This is a genomic window from Promicromonospora alba, assembly GCF_042654905.1.
GTDB lineage: Bacteria > Actinomycetota > Actinomycetes > Actinomycetales > Cellulomonadaceae > Promicromonospora > Promicromonospora alba.
On sequence record NZ_JBHSFI010000008.1, the window covers coordinates 18,619 to 34,084 of the forward strand.

Here is a 15,466-nt window from a genome sequence, read left to right on the forward strand (position 1 = left end):
GGTATTCGCCCTTTTTTCGGCCTTGAAGGGGCGAATATCCAGCACTCAACGAGGGGTCAGGGGCGGGTCGGGGGGCCGAAGCCTGTGGTGCCCCATGTGGGTGCTGGGGGGCGGGGTTGTCTCGCCAGGAATGCGGCTCGGGCCTGCTGCATGACCCACACCAGGTACTGCCGCTGCTGCTCCAGCCCGTGCGGGTCGAGATCCCGCTGCGCCCCGGCGCGCTGGTGCAGCAGGGCGAGCTCGGTCGCGGCCTGCTGGTAGTCGGTCATCGCGCGCTCGGCGGGGCGGCCGCCCGCGGCCCGGGCCCAGGCCCGGGCCGCCCGGCGGCCGGGCAGCGTCGAGAGCATCCGCAGGTCGTCGTGCGTGACGATGCCGACCGGGCCGTACAGCGGCAGGTAGTGGCCGATGAGCTGGACGATCCGGCGGCGGTCCCGCGCCAGGATCACGATCAGGCCGATCAGTACCGCGAAGCCGACCAGGTAGGCGAAGGCCAGGCCGCCGATCCCGAACTTCGTGGAGCCGTTCCACAGGCTGTGCAGGGCGATGGCGCCCAGCAGCCCGTACAGCGGAGCCCGCCGGCGCAGCTTCCCGGGCCCGGCCAGCGCGGCGACCGCCACGCCGATGCCGGTCATCGCGGTGCACAGCGGGTGCAGCAGCGGCGAGACGATGGCCCGCAGCACGAACACGTACCCGAGCTGGTCCACCTCGACGGCGTCGATGAAGTACTGGATGTTCTCCGTCGCCGCGAAGCCGAGGCCCACCATCGCGGCGTAGATGACGCCGTCGGTGGGCCCGTTCAGCTCCTGGCGCCGCCACCAGAGCATGCCGAACAGGACCGCGCCCTTCAGCAGCTCCTCGACCACCGGTGCGCCGAACGTCGCGACGATGTACCAGCCCTCCTCCTCGCCGGTGAGCTCGGTCTCGGTGAGCAGCGACAGCCCGAGCGTGTTCAGGATGCTCGCGAACAGCGCCGCGACCCCCGCGCCCCAGAGGAACGCGAAGATCAGGGCGTTCGGCGGCTCCGGCTCCAGCCGGTCCAGCGCGAGCACCAGCGGCAGCCAGACGGCGACGGGGAGCACCGCGAGCGACAGCCCGACGACGAACGACGCGCCGCCCGTGATCGCGTCGAACGCGAGGATGACGATGAGGCACACCGACGCGAAGACGATCCCCAGGATCACTCCGATCGGGGCACGCCCGGGGGCTCGACCCGTGAGGATCGCACTGGGATCGATAGCCATGCCAGGGACCCTACCGACTCGGCGGCAGACGTGGCGGGCGACAGACCGGCCCGGGGCCCGGCTACGCTGGCGCCGTGCCCCAACGTGTCGCTCTCGAGCTCGCTGTCCAGGATCCGGCCGGGGCGGTGATCGCTGCCGGCGTCGGCGCCCGGCGCGTCGAGCTCTGCTCCGCACTCGGCGCCACCGGCGGCATGACGCCGAGCGCCGCGCTCATCGAGGCGGTGGTCGACGCCGCGGCGGTGGTCCCGTCGTCCGACAGCTCCCCGATCCTCGAGGTGCACGTCCTGGTGCGCCCCCGCCCGGGCGGCTTCGTGTACTCGGCCGCCGAGATCGACCTGATGCTGCGGGACGTCACCCTGGCGACCGACCAGGGCGCCGACGGCGTGGTGGTGGGCGCCCTGACGCCGTCCGGCACCGTGGACGTCCGGCGGATGCGCGACCTGGTCGCCGCGGCCGAGGACGCCGAGGTGACGTTCCACCGCGCGCTCGACGTGATCGGGGACCCGATCGCCGCGCTCGACACGCTGGCCGAGCTGGGCGTCGCGCGGGTGCTGACCTCCGGCGGCGCGGCCCGCGCGGGCGAAGGGCTGGACCGGCTGGCCGCCCTGGTCGAGCACAGCGCCGAGCTGGGCATCGAGATCATGGCGGGCGGCGGCGTGACGGCGGCGGACATCCCGGCGCTGCTCCGCATCGGCGTGGACGCCGTGCACCTCTCGGCGAAGCGCACGGTGGTCGACGCCTCGGGCCCGGGCGGCGGGGACGAGGCGGGCTACGAGGTGACGGATCAGACACTCGCCGAGGCTGCGGCCGAGGCGCTCCGGACTACGGTTGTCTCATGACCTCAGAGCCGGCCCGTGGGCCTGTCGACGCCACCACCACCAACGCCTGGGGCTCGCTCACCGAGCTCTCCAAGAACCTCCGGCCGGACCTGCGCGGCTGGTTCGCCGCGGACCCGGACCGCGCCCAGCGCCTGAGCTACCAGGCCGCTGACCTGCACGTCGACCTGTCGAAGAACCTGCTGACGGACGAGGTGCTCGCCACGCTCGTCGCCCTGGCGGACGAGGTGCGGCTCACCGAACGCCGCGACGCGATGTTCGCGGGCGAGCACATCAACGTCACCGAGGACCGCGCGGTGCTGCACACGGCGCTACGCCGCCCGTCGGACGAGCCGCTGACCGTGGACGGTCAGGACATCACCGCCGACGTGGCCGACGAGCTGGCCAAGGTCTACGCGTTCGCCGAGAAGGTCCGCTCCGGCGAGTGGACCGGCGTCACGGGCGAGCCCGTCCGGACGATCGTGAACATCGGCATCGGGGGCTCCGACCTCGGCCCGGTCATGGCGTACGAGGCCCTGGAGCCCTACGTCCAGGACGGCCTGGATGTCCGGTTCGTCTCGAACATCGACCCCACCGACGTCGCGCAGAAGACCGCGGACCTCGACCCGACGACCACGCTGTTCATCGTCGCGTCCAAGACCTTCGGCACGCTGGAGACCCTCACCAACGCGCGCCTCGCGCGCGACTGGCTGTGGCGCTCGCTGGTCGCGGCCGGCGCCATCGAGGACTCCGAGGACGGCCGCTCCGACGCCGTCGCGAAGCACTTCGTGGCCGTCTCCACCGCACTGGACAAGGTCGCGGCGTTCGGGATCGACCCCGAGAACGCCTTCGGGTTCTGGGACTGGGTGGGCGGGCGCTACTCCGTCGACTCGGCGATCGGCACGTCGCTCGCCGTCGCCATCGGGCCTGACGCCTTCGCCGAGTTACTGGGCGGCTTCCACGCGATGGACGAGCACTTCCGGACCGCGCCGCTCGAGCACAACGTGCCGGTCCTGATGGGGCTGCTCAACGTCTGGTACGTCAACTTCCGCGACGCGCACACGCACGCCGTCCTGCCGTACGCGCAGCAGCTGCACCGGTTCCCGGCCTACCTGCAGCAGCTCACCATGGAGTCCAACGGCAAGTCGGTCCGCTGGGACGGCACGCCCGTCACGTCCGACACCGGCGAGGTGTTCTGGGGCGAGCCCGGCACCAACGGGCAGCACGCGTTCTACCAGCTCATCCACCAGGGCACGCGGACCATCCCGGCGGACTTCATCGCCGTCGCGAACCCCGCCTACCCCCTGCGCGACGGCGAGGCCGACGTGCACGGCCTGTTCCTCGCGAACTTCTTCGCGCAGACCAAGGCGCTCGCGTTCGGCAAGACGGCCGACGAGGTGCGCGCCGAGGGCGTCGCCGAGGACCTGGTCACTGCCAAGGTGTTCAGCGGCAACCGGCCGACGACGTCGATCCTCGCCCCCGCGCTGACCCCCGCAGTGCTGGGCCAGCTCGTCGCGCTGTACGAGCACATCACCTTCGTGCAGGGCGTCGTCTGGGGCATCGACTCGTTCGACCAGTGGGGCGTCGAGCTCGGCAAGAAGCTCGCCCTGGAGATCGCCCCGGCGGTCGCGGGCGACGAGGCGGCCCTCGCGGCACAGGACCCGTCCACGGCGGCCCTCATCGCGAAGTACCGCGAGCTCCGCGCCTGACCCGCACCGCGAAGTAGAGCGCCTGTCCGAGGTTCCCTGGCGACACCGGGGAGACCCGGACAGGCGCTCTACTTCGCGGAACGGGTGGGGTTAGAGGTTTCTAATGCCTGGTAGCGGGCTTCTGTGGGTGACGGCTGCGAGGATTGCCGGGTGAATACGCACCTCGACCTGCTGACCGGTGACGCCGCCGCGGGCCTCCTCGATGCGGCCGTGGCCACGGCCGGAGGCGAGCTCGTGGACTGGCGGGTGCGCCAGGTGGACCATCGCCCCGGCTCGACGACCACCGTCGCCTACCGGGCGACGGTGCGCTGGGACGGCGTCGAGCGGTCCGAGACGCTCGGCGCGAGCGTCGGCCGCTCCCGCGACGGCCGCCAGCCGGGCGTGGTCACGCTGTCCGACGGCGACGCGACCGTCGCCGTGTGGCGTTTCCCCGGCGACCCGGCCCTGCCCGCCCTGCCCCGTGCCTTCAACACGTCCGCCGTCGAGGAGCTTCTGGCCGGCTTCGGCGTCAGCCCGGAGGCCCGTGCGGACCCCGTGCTCAAGGTCCGGGCCTACCGCCCGACACGGCGTGCGGTGATCGAGGCGACTGCCGCGTCGTCCCGGGTGTTCCTCAAGGTGCTGCGCCCCCGCAAGGTTGCCGACCTGCACCGGCGGCACGAGCTCCTGTCGCGGGCCGGCCTGCCGGTCCCGCGCCCCCTCGGCTGGTCGGACGACGGCCTCCTCGTGCTGTCCCCGCTGCACGGCACCGAGATGCGCGCCGCCGTGCGGGACGGTGGGCGTATCCCGTCCCCGCTCGAGGTGCTGGACCTGCTCGACCGGCTGCCCGCCGAGGTGCGCGACCTGCCGCGGCGCCCCGCATGGAGCGACTCGGCCGAGCACTACGCGGGCGTCATCGGCGCGGCGCTGCCCTCGGAAGCGGGCCGGGCCGCCGACCTGGCAGGCGCCGTCCGGGCGCGCCTCGCGGAGCGTGGGACCGGCGCGGACCCGACGCACGGCGACCTCTACGAGGCCCAGATCATGCTCACGGACGGCCGGATCACCGGCCTGCTCGACGTCGACTCCGCAGGCCCTGGCCACCGCGCCGACGACCTCGCCTGCCTCGTCGCACACCTGGACGTGCTGTCCCTCGTGCACGGGAAGGATCCCGCGCAGGTCACGCACGCGGCCCGGATGCGCAAGCTCGCCGCGGACTACGCTGCCGGGTTCGTGGCGGCCCCGGGTGGCCGGGGCGCCGACCGGAGCGACCTCGCCGCGCGTGTCGCCGGGGTGCTGCTCTCGCTGGCCACGGGGCCGCACCGCGTGCAGGAGCGCGGATGGCAGGCGGCGACGTCGCGCCGCCTGGACGTCGTGGCCTCCTGGCTCGACGGGTCCAGGCTCGCGTCGTCCGGCGTGGGCCGCGCATGAGCCTGCGCCGGCCGACGGTACGGGCCAAGGTCGTGACGACGGTGGTCGCCGTGACCGCCATCGGGCTGCTCGCGACGGGCGTGCTGACCCACGCCATCCAGACCCAGCAGATCATGGAGGGCATCTCCAAGGACTTCGACCAGGAGATCGATGAGCTGAAGAACCTCGCGGAGTATGGCGCTGACCCGGAGACGGGCGAGAAGTTCCGCGGGGCGGGCCGCCTCATGAGCGTCGCCATGGAGCAGAACGTTCCGGGTAACTACGAGATTTTCGCGGCCTACCTGGACGGCAAGCACCAGCAGACCAACCCTCCGGGGATCGGAAGGGTGGTCGCGGACAACGCGGTGGTCCAGGAGGTCGTCGACGGTCTCACGCCGCAGTCGAGCACGACGGTCCAGCGCGAGATCGACACGGAGATCGGCCGGGTGTGGTTCGTCGTCGTCCCGGTGACGGTGCCTGACCGCCAGGAGGTAGGCGCGTACGTCATGGCCTCCGCGCTGGACGAGGCACTCGAGGCGGAGAACGCCGTGATGCGCACCTACGCGATCGTCTGCTGCGTGGCGCTGGTGCTGCTGGGGCTGTTCGCGTGGCTGGTGGTGAGCCGCCTGCTGCGCCCGCTGCGGCAGCTGAGCTCGACCGCCACCCGGGTCACCGAGACCGATCTCTCCCAGCGAGTTCCCGTGGCCACCGAGGACGATCTCGGCGAGCTCGCGGGCGCGTTCAACACGATGCTCGACCGGCTGTCCACGGCCATCGAGACGCAGCGCCAGTTCCTGGACGACGCCGGGCACGAGCTCCGCACCCCGCTGACCGTCCTGCGCGGCCACCTGGAGGTGCTCGACCCGGACGATCCGGCGGACGTGCGCGAGACCCGGGACCTCCTCCTCGACGAGACGTCCCGGATGGGCCAGATCGTCGAGGAGCTGGTCCTGCTCGCCAAGGCGGAGCGGGCCGACTTCGTGTCCACCGCCTCCCTGGACCTGGGCCGCTTCACCGATGACGTGCACGACAAGGCCCGCGCGCTGGGTGCGCGCCGCTGGGTGGTGGATGCCCGGGCCGACGCCGAGGTGGTCGCCGACGTGCACCGCCTCACCCAGGCCGTGCTGCAGCTCGCGGACAACGCGGTGAAGTTCAGCGGTCCGGACGACGAGGTAGGCATCGGCACGCAGGTGCTCGACGGGCCCGCGGGCCGTCAGGTACGGCTCTGGGTGCGCGACACCGGCCCCGGCGTGCCACCCGAGGAGGCGGATCGCATCTTCGACAGGTTCGCGCGGGGCAGCACGACGGGCGGGGCGTCGGGTTCGGGTCTCGGCCTCGCCATCGTGCGGGCCATCGCCCAGGGACACGGTGGGGACGTGGTGGTCGAACGGTCGGACGGAGGCGGGGCACGCTTCGTGATGACCTGGCCGGCCGACGGCGCGGCGTCGTCGGCCACGCAGGCAGGTACCAGGAGCGCGGCGACCGAGGAGGAGGCACGTTGAACCAGATCCTGATCGCGGAGGACGAGGAGCGCATCGCGCAGTTCGTGCGCAAGGGGCTCAAGGCGCACGGGTTCCAGCCCACCGTGGTGTCCGACGGCGCGTCGGCGCTGGCCCACGCGATGTTCGGCGGCTACGACCTGATGGTGCTGGACATCGGGCTGCCCGTGCTGGACGGTTTCACGGTGCTGCAGCGCCTGCGCGACGTCGGCTCCACGCTGCCGGTGGTGATCCTGACCGCGCGGGACTCGCTCTCCGACCGGGTGGCGGGCCTGGAGGGCGGGGCGGACGACTACATGTCCAAGCCGTTCGGGTTCGACGAGCTGCTCGCCCGGATCAAGCTGCGGCTGCGGCGCACGAACGGGGAGGCGGCGGCGTCGGACCGCCTCGAGCACGGCGACGTCGGACTGGACCTGCGCACGCGAACCGCCACCGTGGCGGGGCGTGAGGTGGAGCTCTCGGCACGGGAGTTCGCGCTCGCCGAGGTGTTCCTGCAGCATCCGGGCCAGGTCATGTCCCGCGAGCAGCTGCTGTCGCGGGTCTGGGGCTACGACTTCGACCCGGGGTCCAACGTGGTCGACGTCTACGTGCGCTACCTGCGCAAGAAGCTGGGTGCGGACCGCATCGAGACGGTGCGCGGGGCGGGCTACCGGTTCAAGGGCTGACGCCCGGCCACCGACCGGGGCGCCTTCCCGGACATGAGAGGCGTCTCATGCAGGTCTCCTCATCGCCTCATCCTGGCGACGCAGACTATCTATCAGGAGGCACCCGAACGGGGCGCCGCGAGACCGGAGGTCACAGAGATGAACCCCTCGACCATGAAGAAGCGCTGGGCCGTCGTCGGAGCAGCAGCCGTGCTCGGCGTCGCCGGCGCGACGACGGCAGCGGCGCTGAACGACCCGGCCCCCCGGGCCGAGTCCTCCGAGTCCGTCACCCTGGCCAGCGCACCGCAGCCCGACAGCGGCGCGGGCAGCACGACGGCCGACCCCTCCCCTGAGTCGGCGGACTCGCCGAACGAGTCGGCACGCGACACCGCGGGCTCCGCGCAGTCGGCGGACTCGCCCGGTGACGCGAACTACGACCCCTCGCCCGAGTCGGCGGACTCCCCGAACGAGTCGGCGCACGACACCGCGGGCTCCGCGCAGTCGGCGGACTCGCCGAACGACGCGAACTACGTCGACGACCAGGACGACAACACCCCGAACGACGCGGACGACGACGCGGACGACCGGGACGACAACTGACGCCAGCGCGGCGCACCCCGCGAACGGTAAGGGCCAGGTGTCGGCGGCTCAGCTGCCGACACCTGGCCTTTTGGCGTGAAATAAGCACTAAGTCGTAACGCGTCCCGCTTACACTGCGCGCGTGACCCGTACCAACCATCGGCCGCGGATCGCGATCTGCGGTATGGCCATCGAGTCCAGCACGTTCTCCCCGCACCGCTCGGGCTGGGAGGCGTTCACCCTGCTGCGTGGCAACGAGCTCGTCCGGCGGTACCCGTTCCTGCGGGACGGCGCGCCGCTGCGCCGGGAGGCGGAATGGGTGGGGGTGCTGCGGGCCGGGGCGCTCCCGGGCGGCGCGGTCCTCACCGACGTCTACGAGACCGTCCGCGCCGAGATCGGCCTGGCGCTGGAGGCGCAGGGCCCGTTCGACGGCGTGCTGCTCGACATCCACGGCGCCATGGCGGTGCTCGGGTACACGGATGCGGAGGCGGACCTCGCCCGGACGGTGCGCGCCGCCGTCGGGCCGGACTGCCTGGTCTCCGCCTCGACGGACCTGCACGGCAACGTGTCGCGGGAGCTCGCCGAGACGGTCGACATGATCGCCTGCCATCGCATGACGCCGCACGAGGACGACGACGAGGCGCGCGAGCGCGCGGCCACGAACCTGCTGCGCCGGATCGACGGGGCGGGCCGGCCGCGGAAGGCCTGGGTGCAGGTCCCGGTGCTGCTGCCGGGGGAGCGGACGAGCACCCGGGTCGAGCCGGCGCGGGGCATCTACGAGGACGTCGCACGGGTCGGCGCGCTCGAGGGTGTCCTCGACGCCTCCGTCTGGGTCGGGTACGCCTGGGCGGACGAGCCGCGCTGCCGGGCAGCCGTCGTCGTCATGGGGGACGACGACGCGCTCATCGCGCGCGAGGCGGAGCGGCTGGCCCGCAGGTACTGGGACGCCCGCGGCGAGTTCGGGCTCGTCGCGCCCGCGGGCACCTACGAGGAGTGCCTGAAGGCGGTGCTGGCGAGCGACGCGCGACCCTTCGTCCTGTCGGACTCTGGAGACAACCCCATGGCCGGCGGCGCCGGCGACGTCACCTGGACCCTCGCCCGGCTCCTCGCGGAGCCCATATTCGCGATCCCGCCGGAGGCGGGCGGCCGCAGCGCCATCTACGCGTCCCTGCCCGACCCCGAGGCCGCCCGCGCGGTGGCCGACGCCGGGGTGGGCGCCGTCGTCGAGGTGACGGCCGGCGCCCGGGTCGACGCCGGGCCGGCCGGGCCGGTGACGCTGCGCGGCGTGGTCGAGCACGTCCACGAGGGCGACCCCGTGGCGGGCACCGTCTGCGTGGTCGCGGCAGGCGGGCTCAAGGTGATCCTCACCGAGCGGCGCAGGCCCTATCACCTGGAGTCCGACTTCACGGCGATCGGCCTGGACCCGCGCGGGACCGACGTCGTCGTCGTGAAGATCGGCAACCTGGAGACCGAGCTGTACGACATGGCCGACGACTGGATGCTCATGCTCACCCCGGGCGGGGTGGACCAGGACCTGCTCCGCCTGCGGCACACGAACCTGGGCGGCCCGGTCCACCCGTTCGCCCCACCGGAGGCGTTCGGGGACGGCCCGGACCTGACCCCGAAGCTGCTGTGACTACAGCGGACCCTGGAACTCCGCGCAGCCGCCCGCCGGCACGAAGCCCAGCGCGATGTTGATCGCGAGCATGTGCGGGTTCTCCTCGTTGTTCCAGGTGTAGATGCGCTGGGCGCCGGGCCGCAGCCGCGCGTGCTCCCGCAGGTTCACGGCCTTGACGAGCATGCCGAGCCGGTGCCCACGGTGCGCGCCCAGCACCACGGTGGCCTGCTGGTCGGTGTGGTCGGGCTTCTCGTCGTTCCACTGCAGCATCGTCATCGCGACGAGCTCGCCCGTGGCCACGTGCTCAGCGGCGGTCACCACGTACTGGTCACCCTTGGCGGCGATCGCCGCCTCCTCGCCCCTGATGCGCTCCAGGTCCCAGACGTCGGACTCGAGGTCCAGGCCGCCACGGGGCTCGTCGTCGGTCAGGGCCTGCTGGAGAGCGGCGTACTGCACTATCCACTCCTCCGGCGTCGGCGCCGTCCAGGTGTGGACGCGGTACGCGTCTCCTGCGGCGGCACGGGACTCGGCCTCGAACTGCGCGACCGTCTCGGGAGCAACCGGCAGGTCGATCCGGGACCGGCGCTCCACCAGCTCCAGGCCCAGCCCGAGCTTCTGGGCCAGGCGGACGCCCGGGAGGTCGGCCGAGACCCGGCCGGAACCGGACGCGGGCGCCAGGAAGTCGCCGGAGGTCTCCTCGGGCCCGAAGTCGACGGGGGCCAGGACCGACGTCCGGCCCTCCGCACGCGCGGTGCTGCGCATCCAGTCGGCCAGGGCCGTACCGATTCCCTGCCGCCGGAACTCCGGGTGCACCACGACGAAGCCGATGGCCAGCTCCGGGTTCGACCGGACGAACAGGTTCAGGAGCGCGCTGCCCACCACCCGCGGCCCGTCGGGTGCGTCCACCACCGCGACGTGGCGCAGCCTGCGCCGGTAGTCCTGGTTGTTCATCGCCACCAGGATCCCGAGCGGTGTCTGGGCTTCGTCGGCGCTACCGAGATCCGCCGCGCCCACGGCGGCATCCAGCTCGGCGATGCTCCGGTAGGCCCATGCCTCCGGGTCCTCGATCGAGGACGGGTGGGGCGGGGTCATCAGCCGCCACGTCGACGTCGACGGGGCGGGTACCGCAGAGGTTGAGGTCATGTGCCCAGGGTGCTCCCGGCGGTGCCAGGACGCACGGCTTTTTGATCCGGGTAGCGTGACCGCATGCCGAAGAAGCCGCAGGCCCGCACCGCAGTCGCCACCGCAGCTGCACCCGCGGCGATCGTCAGGAAGCTCAGCATCGAGCAGAAGGCGCGGCTCCTGTCCGGCGCCTCGTTCTGGACCACCGCCGAGGCCCCCGGAGTCCCGCCGGCCTTCTTCGCGGACGGCCCGCACGGCGTGCGCAGGCTCGCCCCCGACGTCGGCGACATCGAGGGCGCCGTCCCCGCCACGTGCTTTCCGCCGGCGGTCGCGCTGGGCAGCACGTTCGACGTCGACCTGGTCCGGCGTGTGGGCGAGGCAGTGGCGGCAGAGGCGAAGCAGCGCGGCATCGACGTCGTGCTCGGTCCCGGCATCAACATCAAGCGCAGCCCCCTGTGCGGGCGCAACTTCGAGTACGTGTCCGAGGACCCGCTGCTCGCGGGCGAGATCGGCGCGGCCCTCGTCACCGGCATCCAGGAGGGCGGCGTCGCCACGAGCCTCAAGCACTTCGCCGCAAACAACCAGGAGACGGAGCGCATGCGCGTCTCCGCCGACATGGACGAGCGCACCCTCCGCGAGATCTACCTGCGTGGCTTCCAGCGCGTGGTCACCAAGGCCCGGCCCGCGACGCTCATGTCGTCGTACAACCGCATCAACGGCACCCACACCGGCGAGGACCGCCGCATCACCACCGACATCCTGCGCGGCGAATGGGGTTTCGAGGGCCTCGTCATGTCCGACTGGGGCGCCGTCCACGACCGCGTCGCCGGCGTCCGCGCGGGCCTGGACCTGGAGATGCCCGCCGCCGGAGAGGGCCGGGTCAGGGAGCTCGTCGCGGCGGTGAGGTCCGGCACCCTCGATCTCGCCGACGTCGACCGGTCGGCCGCCCGGGTCGTCGCGCTGGCGCTCGCGGCGCAGGCCGCGCGCGAGAAGACGGCGGACGGCGGTGCGCCGCCGCTCGCCGAGCGTGGCCACGACCCCGAGGCCTGGCACGACGCCTTTCACCACGCCCTGGCCCGGGAGGCGGCGAGCCGCGCGGTGGTGCTGCTCAAGAACGACGGCGGCCTGCTGCCGCTCGCGCCACAGACGCGCGTCGCGGTGATCGGCGAGCTCGCCCGCACACCGCGCTACCAGGGTTCGGGATCGTCGCAGATCGTCCCGACCCAGCTCGACGACGCCCTCGCGGCGATCCAGGACGCAGCGCCTGACGTCGTCTTCGCGCCGGGCTACGCGCTGACCGACCCCTCGCTGGTCAGTCGAAGTAGAGCGCGTGTCCAAGACCGCGAGGCTCGCCCCCTGTGGTCTCGGACACGCGCTCTACTTCGACAGACTGGCGGGAACGAACTCGCCGCTGACGCCGTGGCCGCGGCCCGCTCCGCGGGTGTGGTGCTGTTCTTCGCGGGCCTGCCGCAGTCGGCCGAGGCGGAGGGCCGCGACCGCGCGGACATCGAGCTGCCCGCCGTCCAGCTCGAGCTGCTCGACCGGGTGCTGGAGGTCAATCCGCGCGTGGTGGTCGTGCTGTCCAACGGTTCGGTGGTGCGGCTGTCCGGGTTTGCGGACCGCGTGCCCGCGATAGTGGAGGGCTGGCTGCTGGGGCAGGCGGGCGGCGGGGCCCTGGCCGACGTGCTGTACGGACGCGTCAACCCGTCCGGACGGCTGGCCGAGACCGTCCCGCTGCGCATCGAGGACACCCCGGCCTGGACGAGCTTTCCGGGCACGGGCCTGCGCGTCACCTACGGCGAGGGCATCTACGTGGGCTACCGCTGGTACGACGCGCGCGACCTGGACGTGCAGTTCCCGTTCGGGCACGGGCTCTCGTACACGACGTTCGGGTACTCGGGGCTGGAGGTCTCGACGGGCTCGACCAGCGGAAGGGGCTCGACCGACGACGTCGGGCTCACCGTGCGCGTGACCGTCACCAACACCGGCGGCGTCGCGGGCCGCGAGGTGGTGCAGTGCTACGTGTCCCTTCCCGGCTCGCCGGTCCCGCGTGCCCCGCGTTCGCTGGCCGCGTTCGCCGTGGTCGATCTCGCGCCGGGGGAGTCGCAGGAGGTGGAGCTCTCGGTGGCCCGGGACGACCTCGCGTACTGGGACGTCCAGGCCGACCGGTGGCGGATCGAGGGCGGAACCTACCGGGTGGAGGTGGGCGCATCGAGCCGCGATGTCCGTGCCACGGCTGACGCCAAGGTGCCGTCGGACGGCGTCGTCCCGCCGCTGACCGCCGCATCCTCGCTGGGCGAGGCGATGGCCCACCCCGTCATCGGCCCGACGGTCACGGGGATGCTCCAGGGCGCGGGCCTGTCCGACGACGTCATGATCATGACGAGCGCGATGCCCCTGGACCGGCTGCCCTATCAGCCGGGCTCGGGCGTCACGCACAAGCAGGTACGGCAGCTGCTGGACGTCGCGAACGGAACGGGCGGCATGGTCACCCGCACGGCGGGCCGCCTCCTCACCCTGGCGGGCCGCTTCCGCAGGCACCGTTGAGTGCTGGCTATCTGTGGTCTTCCGGTCTGTAGAGCCACAAATACCCAGCACTCAACGAGGGGTCAGACGCGCTTCTGGAGGGCCGCCTCCGCGCCCGAGGGGCGGAAGCCCAGGGCCACGTTGATGGCCAGCATGTGCGCGTTCTCCTCCGCGTTGAAGGTGTGCACCCGCTCGATCTGCGGGTAGCGCGCGGTCAGCTCGCGCAGGTTGACCGCCTTGACGAGCATCCCGAGCCGGTGCCCGCGGTGGGTCTTCAGCGCGATCGTCTCCTCCTGGAACACGAACGCCGGCTTGGCGTCCTGCAGGAGGAACGACGTACCCGCCACGACCTCGCCCGACGGGACGTGCTCCACGAGAGTGGTCAGCAGGCGCTGGCCGCTGGACGCGCGCTCCTCGAGGTACACGCGCACGCGTTCGGCGTCCCACGTCTCCTCGCCGAAGTCGAGCTCGCCCTGCGGCACGTCCGTCGACATCCGGGTCATGAGCTGGGCATATCCCGCGTGCCACTCCTCGGGGATGCCCTCCCACGTGTGCGTCCGGTAGTCGTCGCCCGCCTTGGCGCGCGCCTCCGCCTCGAACGTCGCCAGCTCGCCGGGATCCACCGGCAGGTCGAGCCGTGACATGCGCTCCACCTGCTCGATCGTGTACCCGCGGCCGAGCGCGAACCGCACGCCGGGGACGTCGGCGGGTATGCGCCCGACGCCGGTGGCCGGCACCACCGCTTCCTCGTCGGCGGCGGCCTCGCGCGGCGCCGCCGCCCAGACGAAGAACGTCGTCCGCCCCGCGTCGGCGGCTGCCTCCTCGACCCGTGCCGCGAGGGCCCTGCCGATGCCCTGCCGCCGGTGGTCCGGGTGGACCCCCACATGGACGTCGGCGGTGTGCGTGTTGTGCTTGAGCGTCATCGCCACGAACCCGAAGCCGACCACGTCGTCGGCGGTGGGCGCCCCGCCGTCGGGCCGGTCCAGGACCGCGACGAACCGCTGCTTGCGCGCGTACTCCTGATGCTGCATGCCGCTGATGGTCTGCCGCGCCGGGCGGGCGAGGTCGTCGTACCCGCGGCTCGCGATCTCCGCGGCCCGCTCGACCGCGGCGATCCCGTGGTACGCCCAGGCGTCGGGATGGTCGACGGACGGTACGGGCGCCACCTCGAGGACGTGCCACGGCGTCTGTGCCGGCGTGCGGCCGGTGGGGGAGGTCATTCCACCAGGGTGCCCCGGCCCGCCGCCGTCGGCGAGGTTATTTCGATGCGGGCGGGGGAGCCGTGCTCGCGCGCTCGACCAGCCGCGTGGGCAGGCGGGTGTGCTTGCCCGCGGTAGTGCCCGACTCGAGCATCGCGATGACCATGTGGAGCGCCTCGGCGCCCATCTCGTGCAGGGACTGCGCGATGGTCGTCAGCGGCGGGCTGGACGCGGCGGCCTCGGGGATGTTGTCGAAACCGATGACCGACAGGTCCTCGGGCACGCGCAGCCCCAGCTCCTGCGCCACCTGGATGACGTGGATCGCCGACAGGTCGTTGGCGGCGAAGACGGCAGTCGGCCGATCGGGGCGTTCGAGCAGGTCGTGCGTCGGGCGGTCGGACCGGTCCGGGCGGTAGCCGCCCTCGAGCACGAGGCTCGGGTCCGGCTTGAGGCCCGCGGCCTCCATCGCCTCGAAGAAGCCGAGCTCGCGCAGGCGGGCCGACTCCAGGTCGGAACGTCCGCCCAGGTAGCCGATGCGCGTGTGGCCGAGCGAGATGAGGTGCTCGGTGGCGGTGCGCGCGCCGCCCAGGTTGTCCGAGTCCACGGTGGCCGGCCCGGTGGGGCCGGTGTGCGGGTCGATGGCGACGATGGGCACGCCCTCGTGCACCGGCAGGGCCAGGGTGGGCGTGACGATCACCACGCCGTCGATCAGGGTGCCGGCCAGGCGGGACAGCGAGCGGCGCTCCCACCCCACGTGGTCCGAGTGCCCGGCGTCGCCGCAGTAGGCGAGCAGCTCGTAACCGGTCCCGTCCATCGCGGCGGAGATGCCCTTGAGGAGCTCCGTGCTGAACGGTTCGAACTCGGCCACCAGTACGCCGATGACGTTGGTCTGACGGCGGCGCAGGCTGCGCGCGACGAGGGACGACTCGTACCCGAGGTCGGCGACGACGCCGAGCACCCGCTCGGCGGTGGCCGCGGCGACACCGTACCGGCCGTTGACGACCTTGGAGACGGTGGCGACCGATACGCCGGCGACACGCGCGACGTCGGTGATGGTGGCGCGGCCGGTCGCACGCTCCTGGTTGGCGAAGGGATCCGGGGTCTCGGAACCGCTCGTCACGCTGTCACCCG

Annotated in this window: 12 protein-coding genes; 8 read left to right on the forward strand and 4 right to left on the reverse strand. The window is 72.6% G+C overall.

Features of this window, described 5'->3' with window-relative positions; translation table 11 throughout:
- Positions 1-56: 56 nt before the first annotated feature.
- Complete coding sequence (locus ACFO6V_RS22615; RefSeq protein ID WP_377139743.1) at positions 57-1,241, reverse strand: PrsW family intramembrane metalloprotease; 1,185 nt, start codon at positions 1,239-1,241, stop codon at positions 57-59.
- Positions 1,242-1,315: 74 nt separating this feature from the next.
- Here ACFO6V_RS22615 and ACFO6V_RS22620 point away from each other — a divergent pair, with 74 nt between their 5' ends.
- From ACFO6V_RS22620 to ACFO6V_RS22650, 7 genes are all read left to right on the forward strand, one after another.
- On the forward strand, positions 1,316-2,080 hold the full coding sequence (locus tag ACFO6V_RS22620; protein WP_377139746.1) for a copper homeostasis protein CutC: 765 nt from the start codon (positions 1,316-1,318) through the stop codon (positions 2,078-2,080).
- On the forward strand, positions 2,077-3,765 hold the full coding sequence (gene pgi, locus ACFO6V_RS22625) for a glucose-6-phosphate isomerase (protein WP_377139749.1): 1,689 nt from the start codon (positions 2,077-2,079) through the stop codon (positions 3,763-3,765). Before ACFO6V_RS22620 ends, pgi begins: the two co-directional genes overlap by 4 nt.
- Positions 3,766-3,915: 150 nt before the next feature.
- Complete coding sequence (locus ACFO6V_RS22630; protein ID WP_377139752.1) at positions 3,916-5,169, forward strand: phosphotransferase; 1,254 nt, start codon at positions 3,916-3,918, stop codon at positions 5,167-5,169.
- Positions 5,079-6,650 carry a sensor histidine kinase gene (locus ACFO6V_RS22635; protein ID WP_377139755.1) on the forward strand — a complete coding sequence of 524 codons (1,572 nt, stop codon included), beginning with the start codon at positions 5,079-5,081 and terminating at the stop codon, positions 6,648-6,650. The genes ACFO6V_RS22630 and ACFO6V_RS22635 overlap by 91 nt, the downstream gene beginning before the upstream one ends.
- Positions 6,647-7,312, forward strand: coding sequence for a response regulator transcription factor (locus tag ACFO6V_RS22640; RefSeq protein WP_377139758.1), 666 nt, complete (start codon positions 6,647-6,649; stop codon positions 7,310-7,312). Before ACFO6V_RS22635 ends, ACFO6V_RS22640 begins: the two co-directional genes overlap by 4 nt.
- A 138-nt stretch (positions 7,313-7,450) precedes the next feature.
- A complete protein-coding gene (locus ACFO6V_RS22645) occupies positions 7,451-7,891 on the forward strand; it encodes a hypothetical protein (protein ID WP_377139761.1) in 441 nt (146 codons plus the stop codon).
- A gap of 121 nt (positions 7,892-8,012) precedes the next feature.
- Positions 8,013-9,506: a M81 family metallopeptidase gene (locus ACFO6V_RS22650; RefSeq protein WP_377139763.1), complete on the forward strand. Its 1,494-nt coding sequence runs from the start codon at positions 8,013-8,015 to the stop codon at positions 9,504-9,506.
- Here ACFO6V_RS22650 and ACFO6V_RS22655 read toward each other — a convergent pair whose 3' ends face one another.
- Positions 9,507-10,631, reverse strand: coding sequence for a GNAT family N-acetyltransferase (locus tag ACFO6V_RS22655; protein ID WP_377139766.1), 1,125 nt, complete (start codon positions 10,629-10,631; stop codon positions 9,507-9,509).
- Positions 10,632-10,694: 63 nt separating this feature from the next.
- Between ACFO6V_RS22655 and ACFO6V_RS22660 the strand changes: the two genes are divergently transcribed.
- Entirely contained in the window at positions 10,695-13,157 is a 2,463-nt protein-coding gene (locus tag ACFO6V_RS22660) for a glycoside hydrolase family 3 C-terminal domain-containing protein (RefSeq protein ID WP_377139769.1), read from the forward strand.
- Between the two features lie 62 nt (positions 13,158-13,219).
- Here the strand turns inward: ACFO6V_RS22660 and ACFO6V_RS22665 are convergent, their stop codons facing one another.
- Together ACFO6V_RS22665 and ACFO6V_RS22670 are read right to left on the reverse strand one after the other, a co-directional pair.
- Positions 13,220-14,356: a GNAT family N-acetyltransferase gene (locus ACFO6V_RS22665; protein ID WP_377139772.1), complete on the reverse strand. Its 1,137-nt coding sequence runs from the start codon at positions 14,354-14,356 to the stop codon at positions 13,220-13,222.
- Positions 14,357-14,393: 37 nt separating this feature from the next.
- Positions 14,394-15,455 carry a LacI family DNA-binding transcriptional regulator gene (locus ACFO6V_RS22670; RefSeq protein ID WP_377139775.1) on the reverse strand — a complete coding sequence of 354 codons (1,062 nt, stop codon included), beginning with the start codon at positions 15,453-15,455 and terminating at the stop codon, positions 14,394-14,396.
- Positions 15,456-15,466 lie beyond the last annotated feature (11 nt).

Bases quoted from the DNA above. Each gene is read 5' to 3' on its own strand.
- ACFO6V_RS22615 (WP_377139743.1), bottom strand. From the start codon at position 1,241: ATGGCTATCGATCCCAGTGCGATCCTCACGGGTCGAGCCCCCGGGCGT.
- pgi (WP_377139749.1), top strand. From the start codon at position 2,077: ATGACCTCAGAGCCGGCCCGTGGGCCTGTCGACGCCACCACCACCAAC.
- ACFO6V_RS22635 (WP_377139755.1), top strand. From the start codon at position 5,079: ATGGCAGGCGGCGACGTCGCGCCGCCTGGACGTCGTGGCCTCCTGGCT.
- ACFO6V_RS22645 (WP_377139761.1), top strand. From the start codon at position 7,451: ATGAACCCCTCGACCATGAAGAAGCGCTGGGCCGTCGTCGGAGCAGCA.
- ACFO6V_RS22655 (WP_377139766.1), bottom strand. From the start codon at position 10,631: ATGACCTCAACCTCTGCGGTACCCGCCCCGTCGACGTCGACGTGGCGG.
- ACFO6V_RS22660 (WP_377139769.1), top strand. From the start codon at position 10,695: ATGCCGAAGAAGCCGCAGGCCCGCACCGCAGTCGCCACCGCAGCTGCA.
- ACFO6V_RS22665 (WP_377139772.1), bottom strand. From the start codon at position 14,356: ATGACCTCCCCCACCGGCCGCACGCCGGCACAGACGCCGTGGCACGTC.